The organism is Acinetobacter sp. H1(2024) (assembly GCF_046557555.1).
Classification (GTDB): domain Bacteria; phylum Pseudomonadota; class Gammaproteobacteria; order Pseudomonadales; family Moraxellaceae; genus Acinetobacter; species Acinetobacter seifertii.
In genome coordinates, this window is record NZ_JBKGFO010000006.1 from 117,072 (window position 1) to 134,161 (window position 17,090).

Annotated in this window: 11 protein-coding genes; 7 read left to right on the forward strand and 4 right to left on the reverse strand. The window is 37.7% G+C overall.

Annotated elements, in window-relative coordinates; genetic code table 11:
- Positions 1-49: 49 nt before the first annotated feature.
- Positions 50-1,195 (reverse strand): aldose epimerase family protein, encoded by a 1,146-nt coding sequence (locus ACLCEG_RS15615; RefSeq protein ID WP_410568228.1) that lies wholly within the window; start codon positions 1,193-1,195, stop codon positions 50-52.
- Positions 1,196-1,367: 172 nt separating this feature from the next.
- On the opposite strand from ACLCEG_RS15615, the gene ACLCEG_RS15620 reads away from it, so the two are divergent.
- Positions 1,368-1,814 carry a hypothetical protein gene (locus tag ACLCEG_RS15620; protein ID WP_410568230.1) on the forward strand — a complete coding sequence of 149 codons (447 nt, stop codon included), beginning with the start codon at positions 1,368-1,370 and terminating at the stop codon, positions 1,812-1,814.
- 11 nt (positions 1,815-1,825) lie between these two features.
- Here ACLCEG_RS15620 and ACLCEG_RS15625 read toward each other — a convergent pair whose 3' ends face one another.
- Complete coding sequence (locus ACLCEG_RS15625; RefSeq protein ID WP_086222335.1) at positions 1,826-2,701, reverse strand: LysR substrate-binding domain-containing protein; 876 nt, start codon at positions 2,699-2,701, stop codon at positions 1,826-1,828.
- 184 nt (positions 2,702-2,885) lie between these two features.
- Here ACLCEG_RS15625 and ACLCEG_RS15630 point away from each other — a divergent pair, with 184 nt between their 5' ends.
- The 4 genes from ACLCEG_RS15630 (at position 2,886) to ACLCEG_RS15645 (ending at position 6,892) form a co-directional block, all read left to right on the forward strand.
- Positions 2,886-3,635, forward strand: coding sequence for an SDR family NAD(P)-dependent oxidoreductase (locus ACLCEG_RS15630; protein WP_289392034.1), 750 nt, complete (start codon positions 2,886-2,888; stop codon positions 3,633-3,635).
- Between the two features lie 75 nt (positions 3,636-3,710).
- Complete coding sequence (locus ACLCEG_RS15635; RefSeq protein ID WP_410568232.1) at positions 3,711-5,012, forward strand: MFS transporter; 1,302 nt, start codon at positions 3,711-3,713, stop codon at positions 5,010-5,012.
- Between the two features lie 19 nt (positions 5,013-5,031).
- On the forward strand, positions 5,032-5,877 hold the full coding sequence (locus tag ACLCEG_RS15640; protein ID WP_206235118.1) for a transketolase: 846 nt from the start codon (positions 5,032-5,034) through the stop codon (positions 5,875-5,877).
- A 10-nt stretch (positions 5,878-5,887) separates the two neighbouring features.
- Positions 5,888-6,892, forward strand: coding sequence for a transketolase family protein (locus ACLCEG_RS15645; RefSeq protein WP_000080243.1), 1,005 nt, complete (start codon positions 5,888-5,890; stop codon positions 6,890-6,892).
- A 287-nt stretch (positions 6,893-7,179) separates the two neighbouring features.
- Here ACLCEG_RS15645 and ACLCEG_RS15650 read toward each other — a convergent pair whose 3' ends face one another.
- On the reverse strand, positions 7,180-9,729 hold the full coding sequence (locus tag ACLCEG_RS15650; RefSeq protein ID WP_410568236.1) for a hypothetical protein: 2,550 nt from the start codon (positions 9,727-9,729) through the stop codon (positions 7,180-7,182).
- 56 nt (positions 9,730-9,785) lie between these two features.
- Positions 9,786-13,472, reverse strand: a complete 3,687-nt coding sequence (metH, locus tag ACLCEG_RS15655; RefSeq protein WP_410568238.1) for a methionine synthase — start codon at positions 13,470-13,472, stop codon at positions 9,786-9,788.
- A 465-nt stretch (positions 13,473-13,937) separates the two neighbouring features.
- On the opposite strand from metH, the gene ACLCEG_RS15660 reads away from it, so the two are divergent.
- Together ACLCEG_RS15660 and ACLCEG_RS15665 are read left to right on the forward strand one after the other, a co-directional pair.
- Complete coding sequence (locus tag ACLCEG_RS15660; RefSeq protein ID WP_004703132.1) at positions 13,938-15,569, forward strand: inorganic phosphate transporter; 1,632 nt, start codon at positions 13,938-13,940, stop codon at positions 15,567-15,569.
- 162 nt (positions 15,570-15,731) lie between these two features.
- Positions 15,732-17,066, forward strand: coding sequence for a D-serine ammonia-lyase (locus tag ACLCEG_RS15665; RefSeq protein ID WP_410568240.1), 1,335 nt, complete (start codon positions 15,732-15,734; stop codon positions 17,064-17,066).
- Positions 17,067-17,090 lie beyond the last annotated feature (24 nt).

Here is a 17,090-nt window from a genome sequence, read left to right on the forward strand (position 1 = left end):
ATATTCAGCTGAGAGTCTTTTTAATATGAACATAGCCTCATTAGAAAGACTATTTTTGAACACCAAACTTAAATACGGTAACACTGTTATAAGTTTGATTTGGGTTTAAACGTGTAGACGGGAAAGCCGGTTGATTCGGGCTATCTGGAAAATGCTGTGTTTCTAATGCTAGCGCGTCTGCTTGCCGATAGAGCACGCCATTTGCGCCAACAATATTTCCTAATAAATGATTGGCTGTATACATTTGGACACTTGGTTCAGTGGTTAAAACCTGCATTGTTCGTTTAGATTTTGGATCAACTACAACAGCCGCAAGATTGAGTTTCCCTTGAGACTTTTGATTAATTACCCAAGTTTGGTCATAGCCATATCCATAGGCCAATTGCTGATTATTCGCTCGAATATCTTTCACAATCGCCTTAGGCATCCGAAAATCAAAAGGTGTTCCTGCAACTGAAGCAATTTCACCTGTTGGTAAAGAGTTTTGATCGGTTACCAATATACGGTCTGCATTGAGTTGTACCACATGATCTAGCACGCCATAAGGATTGTTCCCAGCGCCTGATAAGTTGAAATAGCTGTGGTTGGTGAGGTTGACGACTGTAGGCTGATCAGTTTTGGCTTTATATTCAATCTTGAATTCATTTTGATCTGAAAGACTGTAGATTACTTCCACATCTAATTTTCCGGGAAAACCTTGATCACCATTTGGACTGGTTAACTTCAGAGACGCTTTAACGGTTTCACCTTTAGAAATGAGGGGTTTAACTTGCCAAACACGTTTATCAAAACCAGGATTGCCGCTATGTAATGAGTTCGGGCCATTATTTTTTTCAAGATTATACGTTTTCCCATCTAAGCTAAATTTAGCATTACCAATCCGGTTCGCATAACGACCAATTAATCCGCCAAAATGAATACCTTCCTTGGTATCAGTGACTTCATAACCTTTTAGGTCATCAAAGCCCAAAACAATATTATTTTGTTTACCTTGTGCATCGGGAGTTAAAATCTGGGTAATTACACCACCGAAGCTAATAAAAGAAACTGAGACTCCCTTATTATTACTCATGGTGTATAGATCAACTTTTTGACCGTCTTGAGTCGTGCCATAAGGTTTTACATTTAATGTTGCTGCATTTGTAATTTGCGCAAAGCTACAGACTATGAAACTTAAAATTACTAATTTTTTCATGTTTATACTCTATTTTTTAATAGTAAGACTGGACGAATATAAGATTGAATTTTCGTCTTTTTAAAGAGTTTTTTATTATATATAGTGTTAATGATGATTAGCGCTGTTAACGCTAAGTATTGAATAAGCTGGCACTAATCCTATTAGTAAAACTCAACGGTAAGCTATTTTTATGACTCATCTCGACTCGGTTTTAAAATTTTCGCTTGGTCTTAATGGTATGTCATTTGCCTTAGACAACCAGCACATTCAAATTGAGCAGGGCTTGGGTTTTGTTAATGCAAAAAGCATTCGCTATGGTGTGATTGATGAGCTGGCTATCGAAAAGATGATTTATTTTATTGAAGAAATCATCGAGTCAAAACCTCTCAGAAATTTAAAGACAAGTGGTGTAGCTGTTACGTCTGATGCAGGCATGACACAACTCAGTGAGTTATTTTTTAGTGCAAAAAAGAAAATCAGTCGTATTGAGCTTGAGCATGGATTCAATGATTTTATTGAGCGTTTGAGTTACTACACGAATCAAGTAGCTCCAGATCAGGTTTATGTTTTTACCTACTTTGTATTTGTTCGAGAGATGATGCATCACTTACGAGCTGAGCAAATTCAAATCATTTAAAAATTACTTTCTCAATCCGCCAACTCATCATGAATCCAGTTTAAAAACAGCTCAATTTTAGGAATAAACTGATGGGTCCGTGGATATACCAAGTGATGAGCAGAGATAGGAACCGATAGCTCATCTGCAAAAACTCTAACTAATTTTCCAGATTCCAAATAATTTTGGGTAAGCAAATTACTTTCTAAAACAAAACCTAGTCCGTGTGTAGCTGCTTCAAGTGACATATAAGAGCGGTCAAAACTCAAAGTGTAGGGGAACTCTGGAATGCTTAAACCCTGATGGGCAAACCACTGCGGCCAAGTGATTAAGGTTGAGCGCGATAAAATCAGTTCTTTTTTTAATAAATCTTGAGGCTTATGTACCGGACTGCGTTCAAGTAGCTTAGGAGATGCAAGCACTTCTAGTTTTTCATTCCGAATCGTTCTGATTTCTACCCCTGTCCAGTTGGGTAAACCATGACGAATATCAATGTCGATCTTATCGCGGGTAAAGTGCAAATTTTCATAAGAACATGACAAGTTGACTTGAATCATGGGGAACTTTTCTTTAAATGACTCGAGGCGAGGGAGCAACCAAAGCAAACCAAAACTTGGGGATGAATGAATATATAAACTGTCTTTCGGGCTTTTATCGGCAGCTTTTTCAGTGGCTAACATCAGGTTATGCAAAATGGTGGTGACATCTTGAAAATAGCGTTCACCTGAAGGAGTAAGCGTCACACCACGTGCACCACGAATAAATAAACTCTGCCCAATCATTTCTTCAAGCTTAGCAATTTGGTGACTCACTGCTGAAGGCGTGAGATTCAAATGCTCGGCTGCCTTGGCAACATTGCCGAAACGAGCGGTTTGTTCAAAAGCCTGTAATGTTTTAATTGAGGGCATTTGGTTGAAATTGTTTTCACTACTATCCATGAAATGATCCGGTTTTATCCCTAAAACTTATTTAAAAATAGCATAGGCATGAATTTTTTTCATGTCTTGTTGAATTCGACATGATTGCTGGGCTTTGTGAAAAAAGAGATTCTAAGTCAGAACTAAGGAAATAAAGGGTAAAAGAGGATTGAACATGTTACTACAAGGAAAAGTGGCATTAATTACGGGTGCAGCATCAGAACGTGGAATTGGGCGAGCAACCGCAGAAATCTTTGCACAACAAGGTGCCAAAGTCATTATTGTTGATTTAGATCTTGTTCAAAGCCAAAACGCTGCAAAGGCACTTGGTGAAGGACATATGGGTCTTGCTGCCAATGTTGCAAATGAAGAGCAGGTCAAAGCTGCTGTTGAACAAGCGCTACAGCACTATGGAAAGATTGATATTTTAATTAACAATGCGGGCATTACTCAGCCTATCAAAACACTTGATATTCAACGCAATGACTATGACCGTGTTTTAGATGTCAGCCTACGCGGAACACTGATTATGTCGCAAGCGGTTATTCCATCTATGAAAGCAAACGGTGGTGGAAGCATTGTGTGCCTATCTTCAGTTTCAGCACAACGCGGCGGTGGTATTTTTGGCGGGCCACACTATAGCGCTGCTAAAGCAGGCGTGTTAGGTCTGGCAAAAGCGATGGCTCGTGAGTTTGGTAGTGACCAGATTCGTGTAAATTCTCTTACTCCCGGTCTAATTCAGACTGATATTACTGGCGGTTTAATGAATGATGACCGTCGTCACGACATTCTGGCTGGTATTCCGCTTGGCCGTTTAGGTAAAGCACAAGACGTTGCAAATGCAGCACTATTTTTGGCAAGTGACCTGTCAGCTTATTTGACTGGTGTAACACTCGATGTAAATGGTGGCATGCTTATTCATTAATCGCTCACCATTTAAATAAAAATAGAATGATGGTCACAAGAGGATACTGTGGCCAAATGTAAAGGGATTCGCATGATGGATACAGTATTTTCATCTGAAGTAGATACAACAGTTCGTAAATCGGCGTATCGAAAAATTGCATTTCGGCTCATGCCATTTTTAATGCTTTGTTATTTTTGTGCCTATTTAGATCGGGTAAATGTGGGTTTTGCCAAGCTACAAATGATGAGCGATTTACAGTTTAGTGAAGCTGTATATGGGCTAGGCGCAGGGATTTTCTTTATTGGTTATTTTCTTTGTGAAGTACCAAGTAACATTGTACTTCACAAGGTAGGCGCAAGACGTTGGATTGCCCGTATCATTATTACATGGGGCATTTTGTCAGGCTGTTTTGCCTTTGTCCAAACCGAATGGCAATTTTACACCTTACGTTTTTTACTGGGTGTCGCCGAAGCTGGACTAGCTCCGGGTTTGTTGCTCTACCTCACTTACTGGTTCCCATCTTACCGCCGCGCACGCATGACCGTACTGTGGTTTATCGCGATTCCAATTTCGGGAATGATTGGTGGCCCACTTTCAGGCTTAATCATGGACCGAATGAGCGGCGTACATGGCTGGTTTGGCTGGCAGTGGATGTTTGTAATTGAGGCTATTCCCACAGTGCTTGTTGGCTTGCTTGTACTTGCTGTTTTAAAAGATTCAGTTCAAGAAGCCAACTGGCTAACCCAAGACGAAAAAAACTTGGTGAAGCAAGAGCTTGCTCAGGATAACCAGCACAAAGAAGGCCATGCTAGCGTCAAAGAGTTCATCGCAGATAAACGGTTATGGCTACTGGCAGGTATCTACTTTTGTGTAGTGATGGGCCAATACGCAATTACATTTTGGTTGCCAACTCTCATTCGTAACTCGGGCATTAGTGATAACTGGCATATTGGTTTGCTCACAAGCCTGCCTTATATGTGTGCCATTGTGGTCATGATTTTGGCGGGGCGTAGCGGCGACCATTTCCAAGAACGCCGCTGGCACTTAATTATTCCGATGTGTGCAGGTGCTATAGCACTCACATTTGCGACTTTATTCGCTTCAAATCTAACGCTCTCTTTAATTTGCCTTTGCATCGCAGCCTCAGGTGTGCTGACGGCATCCTCTTTATTCTGGATGTTACCGACCAACTTTTTGGGTGGTGTTTCCGCAGCAGCAGGTATTGCAGCCGTCAATAGCTTTGCCAACCTTGCCGGATTTTGCTCGCCGTATTTAATTGGTTGGATTACTACTAACACGGGTTCAAATGCAATCGGCATGTTCTTAATCACAGCAGTATTAATTTTCGGTGCCAGTCTGGTTCTGCGTGTTCCGGCAAAACTGGTCAATCGTTAATAAGGAATAGTAAATGACAATGTTAAATGTTGATAAAGCAGGCCAAATTGCCGAGTTGCAACAACGTGCCTACCACATTCGCCAGCATGCTTTACGTATGGGACAAGTACAAGGCCAAGGCTATGTTGGGCAAGCTTTGGGTGCAGCAGATCTACTGGCAGTATCTTATTTCCATGCGATGAAATATCAGCCAGAAAACCCCGAATGGGAAGGGCGTGACCGTTTTTATCTTTCTATTGGGCACTATGCAATTGCACTCTATGCAGCCTTAATCGAAGCAAAAATTATCCCACTTGAAGAACTTGAAACCTACGGTGCAGATGACAGTCGTCTACCGATGTCGGGTATGGCTTCTTACACACCGGGTATGGAAATTACAGGTGGCTCATTGGGTCATGGTCTTGGAATTGCAGTTGGTGCATGTCTAGGGCTGAAACAGAAAAAGTCGGATGCTTTTGTCTATAACTTACTGTCCGATGGGGAGCTAAATGAAGGCTCAACATGGGAGGCTGTGATGTCTGCTTCTCATTGGAAACTAGATAACTTGATTGCCATCATTGATGTGAATAATCAGCAGGCAGATGGACATTCCAGCGAAATTTTAGCGTTTGAGCCAATTGTTGATCGTTGGCAGTCATTTGGTTGGTACACCCAACGTGTAGATGGCAACAACATGGAAGCTTTGCTTGAGGCATTCGATCAAGCACGAAACTATGAGGGAACATGCCCACGCGTCATTATTTGTGACACCAAAATGGGTAAAGGCGTGTCGTTCTTGGAAAGCCGCGAAAAAACTCACTTCATTCGTGTTGATGAACATGAGTGGGACGACGCTTTAAATATTTTGACCCACTACGGACAGTAAGGAATATACCATGAGCCAGTTAGCCAATCCTCCTAAGAAAAAACTAACCACTTCGGCAATGATTGCTTCTATTGCTGCCGAGGGCCAACCGACCAAACCCGCACCATTTGGACATGCACTGAATGCCTTGGCAAAAGAGCGTGACGATATTGTGGGGTTATCAGCAGATTTATCTAAATACACCGATCTACATATTTTCGCTAAAGAAAACCCAGACAAGTTTTTCCAAATGGGCATGGCAGAACAACTTTTGATGAGCGCAGCAGCAGGACTTGCTCGTGAAGGATTTGTTCCTTTTGCAACAACTTATGCCGTGTTTGCATCACGCCGTGCCTATGACTTTATTTGTATGGCGATTGCAGAAGATAACCTTAATGTCAAAATTGTGGCAGCACTCCCGGGGTTAACCACGGGCTATGGCCCAAGTCATCAGGCAACAGATGATATTGCAATTTTCCGTGCTATGCCGAACTTGATGGTTATCGATCCATGTGATGCCTTGGAAATCGAACAGGCGATTCCTCAGATTGCCGCGCATAATGGCCCCGTATATATGCGTTTATTGCGTGGACAAGTTCCGTTAGTGCTCGATAAATATAATTACCAGTTTAAATTGGGTAAGGCACAGGTGATTAAACCGGGTAAAGATTTACTCATTATTTCCACTGGTTTATTGACCATGCGTGCGCTTGAGGCAGCTGAAGAACTTGAAAAAGAGGGCATTGAGGTTTCAGTGCTACATGTACCGACTATTAAGCCTCTAGATGAACAAACTATTTTGGATGAAGTCGCAAAAGGTGGCCGGCCTGTTTTAACTGCCGAAAATCATTCAGTGATTGGTGGGTTAGGAGAAGCTGTCGGCTCACTACTTCTAAGAAATGGGCAACATCCTCGTTTTGACATGATTGGTTTGCCAGATGCATTTTTAGATGCAGGCGCATTACCAACTTTGCATGATCGATATGGTATTTCAACTGAAGCAGTTAAAGAGAAGATTAAGTCACATTTGAAGTAAAAATAGTATTTGCTTAATGTGGATAGTATGGAAATAGATTCGTTGAAATCCCTTAATCTTAAAGGTTGGGGGATTTATTATGAGAAAGTTAAAAATAGTTTTAAGTATAAATATTATTTTATACATTAACCTTTTAACTGACTTTAGATGGTATAACTTAATCATAACTAAGAAGGAATTCAAAAGGGTAAAATAAATATATCCCAATTTTAAATTTTTAAAATTGGGATATAAATATATGTGTAATAAATTAGATTTTGAAATTTAAATATAATTTCTATATTAATTTATTTAGTATATTCCCTTGTAATTACCTCAAGTACTAAACTGTTTTCTGTCAGATGTACTTCGCAAGGAAACTCTACTTTTACTAGAGCTTTTTGGTGGTTGTTGGTGTCGATGCTGATTTTTACCTTTGATAAGAAATCAGAGCTTATTTTAGATAAAAAAATGTTTTTAAAAATATTGTTTGGAAGTATATAAAAGGAATTTTTAGGAAGTTTACCTTCATACTTAAAAATTGTCTTTCCGACTTTATAATCTATATTATTTTTTAATTTTTTTATATTATAGGTAGGGAATAAATTTTTATTACAGTTGTGTAAGAAAAAGTTTAAGATTTCATCATTGTTGTAAATTACAATTGGTAAAGAAAATATACAACTTTTTAAATAAATATTTTGTAAAGTTTGAAATACATTTTTCGTAAAAAGGTATTCTGTTCTTTTTATTTTTTGTATTTCTTTAAAAAATAATTCTTCTATGATGTGTGCGTAATAGTTAGTTTTAAATATGCTATCTAAATGTATACTATATTCCGTTGTTAAATATTTTGAATCATATGTTTCATAATACGAGGATGAAGCTATATTTTGCTTATAATTTACTTTTTTAAAAAAAGAATGAAAGAAAGTTTCTTGTAATGTGTCTTTTAAGTCTTTAATGTGTAAGGTGTTTTGTGAAATTAAATCTTCAATTTTATTTTGATCTAACTCTATAGATTCAAATTTAAATTTTAGATATTTTTCGGTGTGAGTGATTAAATTACTTATATAGGAAGTTAATCTGTTTTTTGAAATTTCAAGTTTTTTATAATCCCAACCTAAGCTATTATAGTCATTAAAAAAAATGATTAATTTTTTTAAATTTATTAATAAATTAATTATTTTATCGTTATTTGCTATAGATGTCTCTTGAAGCGATTGATTCCATGTATAAATAGAAATAGAAGTTTTTTCTCCGGGATTTAATAATAATAGCTTGATGAAGTAATTAGTAATTCTCATTTCTAAATCCGGAATCAGCCCACCATATATTAAGCCAGAAATCTCAATATTACGATTTAAATCCTCAAGAATATCATTGAAGTAATGTTTGTATCTGTAGTTTGTTAGTAATCTAAAATAGCTAAATAAAATATTATCTATTTTCTGAAAAGAGTAAAAATTAGATCTCATATCTTTTGTTTTTATTAATATCTTGCCATTAATTAAAATATTGTAATATCTAGAGGTGATTTTTATATCATCAAGATTTTTACTAATAAGATAAAATGATATTATTTTTGTTTCTAAAACAAGATTGGCTATAGTCTGTAAGTTTTTATAGTCAAATATTGTTTTTAAATTGTTTTCATTTTCTATATAATTAGGCATATTATTAGCTTCGTCTTCCCATCGACTTAAGCAGTCACAAATAAAGTCTAGTCCTTTTATATTTTTACTTTTGCTAAAAATATCAATAGTTAAAGTAGTTAGCTGAAGATGTTCGATAAATATAGATAACTTTAATGTATTATCTAATTTAAGATGTAAATTTATCCACTTATACCAAGAAGATATAAAATCATTGATAATTTTAGGTTTTTTTTCTGTTAATTCAGTTGTTATAAAAAAAGTATGTCTATAATGAGCTTTTAAAAGTTCTAAAACTGATTCATCTTCCAGTATTTTATAATTTCTACAAACAGTATGAAAATAAAAATCTTTAAGATTTCCATAAAACTCGGGATCTGGATGATTTATTGCTGTTTCTATATTTTTTTGAATTAGAAAAATAATTTTTGAAAATTTTGTTCCAAATGAATTACTTTGATAAATCTTGTTTAAATTGGAAGATATTTCACCATCTTTGATTTCTGTTGAATTAATAATAATTATATCTAAAAATTTTTTTAAGAAATTTAAATTTTTTTCAAATGAATTTAGGTCAGAGTTATGTATATCTTCATTTATTTTGTTGGTTATTATACTTAAAATATTAATCGATTCATCATTTTCTTTTGAGTTAATATAAGACTGAATTAAAGTTTTATTAAATCCTTTTGTAGTAGTAAATGAAATGGTTTTTTCGAGAAAGAATAGAGAAATAAGAATAATATCTATGAAAAATATAGCTAATGTTGCATTGAGGGCAACTCTTATTTTTTCAGTTAAAGTTGAGTCATAAACATAAAAAAAACTTATTACATAAAATACAATGATAATAAATGAGCTTTGATATAATTTTTTAGAATTAGTAGTGGCAGTATATATTCTAAAAACAGAATCAAAATCATTCTTTTTACTATAAAGGATGCCAACAAGAGTTAAAATTATGGGGAAAATTAGAGCAACAATAGTAACTTGTGCTGCAAAAATATAAAGTGACTCATCTTTTAATTTAGGAATACTTATAAAATAAGATAATATAAAAAAGAGAAAAAAAGTACAAAAAAGTAATGTGACTCGTTTAGACGGAAAAATTTTTAAATTAGTATTAATTTCAAAATACTTTTTATACACGGAAGAATAAGAATACTCTTTAAGTATTTTCTCTTTTTGGTCTTTTAAATTCATAAGCTTATTTAAAATAAAAGGTAGTATATATTATATGTACTACCTTTATATTTCAATTAAACAATCGAATCATCTAAATTTGGTGCTAACCAACGCTTCGCTTCATCTAGTGTCCAACCTTTACGTTTTGCATAATCTTCAAGTTGGTCTTGAGAGATTTTACCTACGTTGAAGTATTCACTTTGTGGATGAGAATAATAGAAACCACTTACCGAAGATGGTGGCATCATTGCAAAGTGTTCAGTTAGTTTAGTACCGATTTTGTCGGTAGAGCCTAACCAATCAAATAACACTGCCTTTTCAGAGTGCTCAGGGCAAGCAGGGTAGCCCGGTGCAGGGCGAATACCGACGTATTTCTCTTTAATCAGTTCTTCATTGCTGAGCTGTTCATCAGCTTTATAGCCCCAGAACTCTTTACGAATGCGTTCATGTAAGTGTTCTGCAAAAGCTTCAGCAAAACGGTCTGCCAATGACTGCACTAAAATTGCAGAGTAGTCATCACCTTTGGCTTTGTATTCATTTGCCAATTCTTCTGCACCAAAAATCGATACAGTGAATCCGCCTAAGTAGTCCTGCTGCTCACGGTCATTACGAATGTAATCTGCCAAAGATAAGTTTGGTTTACCTGTCACTTTGTCAGATTGCTGACGTAAGTGCTCAAAAGTATGTGTAACATTTTGACCAGCTTCATCAAATACGCTGACGGTGTCTGCGTCAGTGCGCTGTGCTGGGAACATACCAAATACAGCACGAGCATCAAAACGGTTGTTGTCGATAATATCTTTCAACATTGCTTGTGCTTGGTTGTAAAGGTCAGTTGCCGCTTCACCCACCACTTCATCTTCTAAAATTTTCGGGAATTTACCTGCCAAGCTCCAAGAAATGAAGAATGGTGTCCAGTCAAAATATTCTACAAGGGTTGCAAGCGGGTAGTTGGTGAGGACTTGTGTTCCCAAAAGATTTGGTTTTGGTGGTACATAGCTCTCATCAATTTTAAAACCATTTTCAACCGACTCTTTATAAGTCAGTTTGGCCGCTTTTGGTTGTTTGTTGGCTAAACGTTCACGAATTTTGGCATATTCAGCACGATGCTCTGCAATAAAGTTTCCACGCATTTCTTTTGAAAGGAGAGTGGTTGCAACACCTACAGCACGTGAAGCATCGGCAACATAAATCACTGCATCGTTTTGATACTGAGGGTCAATTTTTACTGCTGTGTGTGCTTTAGAAGTAGTCGCGCCACCAATCAATAACGGAATGTTAAAACCCTTACGCTGCATTTCTTTCGCAACAAATACCATCTCATCTAAAGATGGAGTAATCAGACCAGACAAACCAATGATGTCACATTTTTCATCAATTGCAGTTTGCAAGATTTTCTCGCAAGGTACCATCACGCCAAGGTCAACAATGTCGTAACCATTACAGCCAAGTACTACGCCAACAATATTCTTACCAATATCGTGTACGTCGCCCTTAACCGTTGCCATGAGGACTTTACCTTTAGATTGGCTGCCTGTTTTTTCAGCTTCAATGTACGGGTTGAGCCAAGCCACAGCTTGCTTCATAACACGTGCAGATTTCACAACCTGAGGTAAGAACATTTTGCCTGAACCGAACAAGTCACCAACCACGTTCATACCATCCATCAAAGCGCCTTCGATTACATCTAAAGGACGTTTTGCTTTGAGGCGAGCTTCTTCTGTATCTTGATCAATATAAGTGGTAATACCTTTAACCAACGCATATTCAAGACGTTTTTCGACTGACTCATTACGCCATTCAAGGTTCTCGGCTTCTTTGGCAGCACCGCCTTGTCCGCGGTATTTTTCAGCGACTTCAAGTAGTTTCTCAGTCGCAGCTTGACCAGATTCACCTTGGTTTTGGTTTAAGATGACATCTTCAACAGCTTCTTTTAGCTCGGCTGGAATATCATCATAAATGGCCATTTGACCGGCATTCACAATACCCATGGTCATGCCTTGCTTGATGGCATGGTACAAGAACACAGAGTGAATGGCTTCACGAACAGGCTCGTTACCGCGGAACGAGAATGAAACGTTCGACACGCCACCAGAAATCATGGAGTGTGGTAAGTTTTGTTTAATCCAACCTGTGGCTTCAATAAAATCGACGCCATAGTTATTGTGTTCTTCGATCCCTGTTGCCACAGCAAATACGTTCGGGTCAAAAATAATATCTTCAGCAGGGAAGCCTACATCGTTAACCAAAACATCATAAGAACGTTTACAGATTTCACGTTTACGTTCAGCAGTGTCGGCCTGACCTGTTTCATCAAAGGCCATCACAATAATGGCAGCACCATATTGACGGCACAGGCGAGCTTTTTCGACAAACTCATCATAACCTTCTTTCAAAGAAATCGAGTTAACAACTGGTTTACCTTGTACGCATTTTAAGCCAGCTTCAATGATTTCCCATTTTGATGAGTCAATCATGATCGGCACACGTGAAATATCTGGTTCAGAAGCTACAAGGTTTAAGAAATGCACCATCGCATTTTGCGAATCGAGCATCCCTTCATCCATGTTAATGTCAATAATTTGTGCGCCAGCTTCAACTTGCTGCTGTGCAACTTCTAAAGCTTCGGCAAAGTTTTCTTCACGAATGAGACGTAAGAATTTTTTCGAACCTGTAACGTTAGTACGTTCACCCACGTTCACGAAAAGTGAGTCATCATAAATATTAAATGGCTCTAAACCACTTAAACGGCAAGCAGGGACTGTTTCAGGAACTTGGCGAGGTGCAATGTCTTTTACTGCATTAGCAATAGCGCGAATATGATCAGGTGTGGTACCACAGCAACCACCAGTAATATTAATTAAGCCGCTTTCTGCAAATTCTTTTAAGAATGCAGCAGTTTGTTCTGGTGTTTCATCATATTCACCAAAAGCGTTTGGTAAGCCTGCATTTGGGTGTGCTGAAACAAACGTATCTGCGACATCGGAAATAGTTTTTACATGAGGACGCATTGCATCTGCACCAAGCGCACAGTTAAAACCAATCGATAGTAAGTCACCATGACGTACAGAGTTCCAGAACGCTTCGGCAGTTTGACCTGTTAAGGTACGACCCGATGCATCGGTAATGGTGCCTGAAATCATGATTGGTAATTCATGACCAATTTGTTTAAAGACTTCTTTTACCGCAAAAATTGCCGCTTTACAGTTTAAGGTATCAAATACGGTTTCAATCAGAATGATATCTGCACCGCCTTCAATCAGCGCATGAGTCGCTTCAATATAGTTTTCTTTCAGCTCATCAAAGGTAATGTTACGAAAAGCAGGGTCATTTACATTTGGTGAAATTGAACAAGTACGCGAAGTTGGCCCAAGTACACCTGCTACAAAACGCGGCTTGTCTGGAGTTGAATACTTTTCACAAGCTGCTTTGGCTAAACGTGCTGCTTCACGGTTAATCTCTGGAACAAGATCTTCCATGTGGTAGTCAGACATTGAAACACGCGTACCGTTAAAGCTATTGGTTTCAATAATATCTGCACCAGCATCAAGATAAGCTTCATGAATGCCTTGAATAATTTGAGGTTGTGTCAAAACTAAAAGGTCGTTGTTGCCTTTTAAGTCATGTGCCCAATCGGCAAAACGCTCACCACGGTAGTCGGCTTCTTCTAACTTATGGCGCTGGATCATCGTTCCCATGGCACCATCAATAATCAGAATGCGTTTAGCAAGAAGCGCTTTTAGGGTGGCAAGCGTAGACATAGAAAACCCCGATCTTTTATATGAATTTAAAAATGCGGCGCTATTGTAACAGAATAGCAGCACAAATGATGACCTACGAAGGTCACGAGTCGATGAGTAAAAAATTAGTAAAAAGAGTCGGTTTTATGACAAAAACGAAAGAATTTTCATGAAATATTCATTAAATGATCATGATATTGAAATATTTCATGCCCAATATGCCGAAATATTACAGTTGCTTTGTATGAAAAATAAACATGTGGGTCATTTTATTTATTTTTTTGCTGTAAAAATAAGCACAAAAGGAGCTCATAAATAATGATTTAAATTATTGTATTTTAATGAAAAAATAAAAAATAGCGAGGAAAGGTGCATCAAATGAGGTCAAAATATAAAAATTTGACTTCATCAGGCGGCTCTTTGTCATATAATTGTCATAATTTAATTTAAGAATACAGAGGATTTTATTATCCTCTTACCGTCTGCATGAATTCTAATCTACCCCCTGTTTCGGATTCAAAACTTGCGGCAAACCTGCAAGCAAAATCGACGAATGTACACGTCCCAACACCGAAATTTTTTATGCCGGTGTTTCTGACGATTATTGTTGCAACACTTATTTATATTGGGTTTCAGGTTAGTGCTGATTTAGCGCATGTTCCACCTTTGAGCCTTTATTCGGTTATTCTTTTATCTACTGCACTTTTCATTGCATTGGGCTTTGAATTTGTAAATGGTTTCCACGATACTGCCAATGCAGTTGCAACGGTCATTTATACAAATGCATTGCCTGCACCAGTTGCAGTCATGTGGGCTGGTTTTTGTAATTTCCTTGGGGTAATGGTCGCAAGTGGTGCTGTTGCTTATGGCATCATTGCATTGCTTCCTGTTGAACTTATCATGAATATGGGTAGCGGTGCTGGCTTTGCAATGGTTTTTGCATTGTTAATCGCTGCAATTCTTTGGAACCTTGGTACTTGGTTCTTAGGAATCCCAGCTTCTAGCTCTCACACCTTGATTGGTTCAATCTTGGGCGTGGGTATTATGAACCATCTATTGAGTGCATCGACTGGCGTAACGACTAGTGGTGTAGATATGGATCAGGTGATTAAAGTAGGTAAGGCATTATTATTTTCACCTTTAATTGGTTTTGCTTTTGCAGCAATCTTATTCTTGTTGGTTAAAACTATTTTTAAACGCCAATTAGAATTATTTCAGCCACCTGAAGGTAATAAGCCACCACCAGCAATCATTCGTGCAATTTTAATCTTTACCTGTACAGGTGTAAGTTTTGCACACGGTTCAAATGACGGCCAAAAAGGTATGGGACTCATCATGCTCATTTTGGTTGGTTTAGTACCATTAGCTTATTCAATCAATAAAAACCTCGATACACAACAGGTTCAATCATTCCACCAGCTTTCTTCTCAAACTGCTGTTTTGTTAAACCATAATCAGCAAGAATTGACTGATGAAAAAGCGCGTGAAGTTTTAACTAAATATATTCAAACCAAGCAACAAACACCTGAAGTTGTACCTGCATTGGCAAGTATGACTGACCATTTAGGTGCTCGTGTTTCTAGCTATCGCGACTTAAAGGATATTCCTGAAGCTGCGATTAGTGAAATTCGTAATGACATGTATTTAAGCACAACCACGTTTAAACGTTTGGACAAAGCAGATGCTTTACCAAAAATGGATGATTCACAGAAAAAGCTTGTGAAAGATTATCGTGGTAGCTTGGATTCATTCTTACAGTACATTCCAAACTGGGTTAAAGTTGCAGTTGCATTAGCGCTTGGTCTTGGCACTATGGTCGGTTGGAAACGCATTGTGGTAACTGTAGGTGAGCGTATTGGTAAGAACCATATGACTTATGGTCAAGGAATGTCTGCTGAGCTTATTGCAATGAGTACAATTGCAGCAGCAGATGGTTTAGGTATGCCAGTTTCAACTACACATGTTTTAAACAGTGCTGTTGCCGGTACCATGGTTGCAAATAAATCAGGTCTAAACTTTAATACTGTTAAAACAATCTTATCAGCTTGGATATTTACTTTACCTGCGACTATCTGTTTGTCAGGTGGTTTATATTGGTTGTTCTTAAAGTTCATTTAAGTTGTCTGTTTAAATCTAAAAAGCCACTATTATTAGTGGCTTTTTTATTGGCATATTTAAAAAAAGATCGCTTTTTTCAGATAAATTCAGTAAAGAATGAATGATTATTGCAAATACTTATTGCTGTGTGACTAGCTCAAAAAATTGATGAAAGGATATAGGATGAAAACGGTTCAACTTGATCAGCTAAAACAACAATTCCCACTCATTCAAACATTACAAGATTACCAAGAAACATTTTGGTTTAACCCGAATCGTTATCCTTTAAAAGATGCACTCGCGAAAGTTGGTCTTAGCGAGCAAGATGTAAAAGACGCCGAGGCTAGGCTAGACCGTTTTGCTCCTTACTTGGCAAAAGTCTTTCCTGAAACTCAAACGCAACACGGAAAAATTGAATCCGAGTTAGTTGAAATTGCAAATATGCAACACGCCCTATCTGTAAAAGAGCAAAAGGAACTTACAGGTAGCCTTTGGCTTAAAAAAGATAGTCATTTACCGATTTCAGGTTCAATTAAAGCACGTGGTGGTATTTATGAAGTTTTGGCTCATGCTGAAAAACTAGCAATTGAGGCAGGGCTTCTTAAGTTAGAAGACGATTACAGTAAACTCGACCAAGATGCATTTCGGACATTTTTTTCCAAATATCAAATTGCGGTAGGCTCTACAGGTAATCTAGGTTTATCTATTGGTATTATGAGTGCGAAGCTCGGCTTTAGAGTGACAGTGCATATGTCTGCCGATGCAAAGCAATGGAAAAAGGATAAATTGCGTTCATTGGGCGTTAACGTGGTTGAGTATGACAGTGATTATGGGGTTGCTGTAGAGCAGGGACGTAAAGCTGCAGAACAAGATCCAAATTGCTTTTTTATTGACGATGAAAATTCAACAACATTATTTTTAGGTTATGCCGTTGCGGGGTTACGTTTAAAACAGCAGTGTGAGCAAAAGCAGATTAAAGTCGATGCTGAACATCCATTATTTGTTTATTTACCTTGTGGCGTAGGTGGTGGCCCCGGTGGCGTGAGTTTTGGGCTTAAACTTGCTTTTGGTGAGCATGTACATTGTATCTTTGCAGAACCCACGCATTCACCTTGTATGTTATTGGGTGTGCATACAGGACTGCACGATGAGATTTCAGTAAATGATATTGGTTTAGATAACATTACTGCTGCAGATGGCTTAGCTGTTGGTCGTGCTTCTGGATTCGTAGGGCGAGCTATGGAACAGTTAATTGATGGTTACTACACGATTCATGATGAACGTTTATATGAGCTGATTGCACTTTTAAATCAAACGGAAAATATTCAAGTTGAGCCTTCAGCAGCGGCTGGCATGATGGGGTCATATTATGTGCAAACTACTCCTGATTATTTAGCTTTGCATCAATTATCGGCAGAGAATTTAAAGCAGGCAACACATGTGGTTTGGGCAACTGGTGGTGGTATGGTGCCACCGGATGAAATGCAAAAGTATTTAACTCATAGTCAAAACAAATAACTGAAGTTAAAAAAAGCCCAATTC

Excerpts from the sequence above, each read along its gene's own strand:
- ACLCEG_RS15620 (WP_410568230.1), top strand. The coding sequence starts at position 1,368 with ATGACTCATCTCGACTCGGTTTTAAAATTTTCGCTTGGTCTTAATGGT.
- ACLCEG_RS15645 (WP_000080243.1), top strand. The coding sequence starts at position 5,888 with ATGAGCCAGTTAGCCAATCCTCCTAAGAAAAAACTAACCACTTCGGCA.
- metH (WP_410568238.1), bottom strand. The coding sequence starts at position 13,472 with ATGTCTACGCTTGCCACCCTAAAAGCGCTTCTTGCTAAACGCATTCTG.
- ACLCEG_RS15625 (WP_086222335.1), bottom strand. The coding sequence starts at position 2,701 with ATGCCCTCAATTAAAACATTACAGGCTTTTGAACAAACCGCTCGTTTC.
- ACLCEG_RS15660 (WP_004703132.1), top strand. The coding sequence starts at position 13,938 with ATGAATTCTAATCTACCCCCTGTTTCGGATTCAAAACTTGCGGCAAAC.
- ACLCEG_RS15635 (WP_410568232.1), top strand. The coding sequence starts at position 3,711 with ATGGATACAGTATTTTCATCTGAAGTAGATACAACAGTTCGTAAATCG.
- ACLCEG_RS15615 (WP_410568228.1), bottom strand. The coding sequence starts at position 1,195 with ATGAAAAAATTAGTAATTTTAAGTTTCATAGTCTGTAGCTTTGCGCAA.
- ACLCEG_RS15630 (WP_289392034.1), top strand. The coding sequence starts at position 2,886 with ATGTTACTACAAGGAAAAGTGGCATTAATTACGGGTGCAGCATCAGAA.
- ACLCEG_RS15665 (WP_410568240.1), top strand. The coding sequence starts at position 15,732 with ATGAAAACGGTTCAACTTGATCAGCTAAAACAACAATTCCCACTCATT.
- ACLCEG_RS15650 (WP_410568236.1), bottom strand. The coding sequence starts at position 9,729 with ATGAATTTAAAAGACCAAAAAGAGAAAATACTTAAAGAGTATTCTTAT.
- ACLCEG_RS15640 (WP_206235118.1), top strand. The coding sequence starts at position 5,032 with ATGTTAAATGTTGATAAAGCAGGCCAAATTGCCGAGTTGCAACAACGT.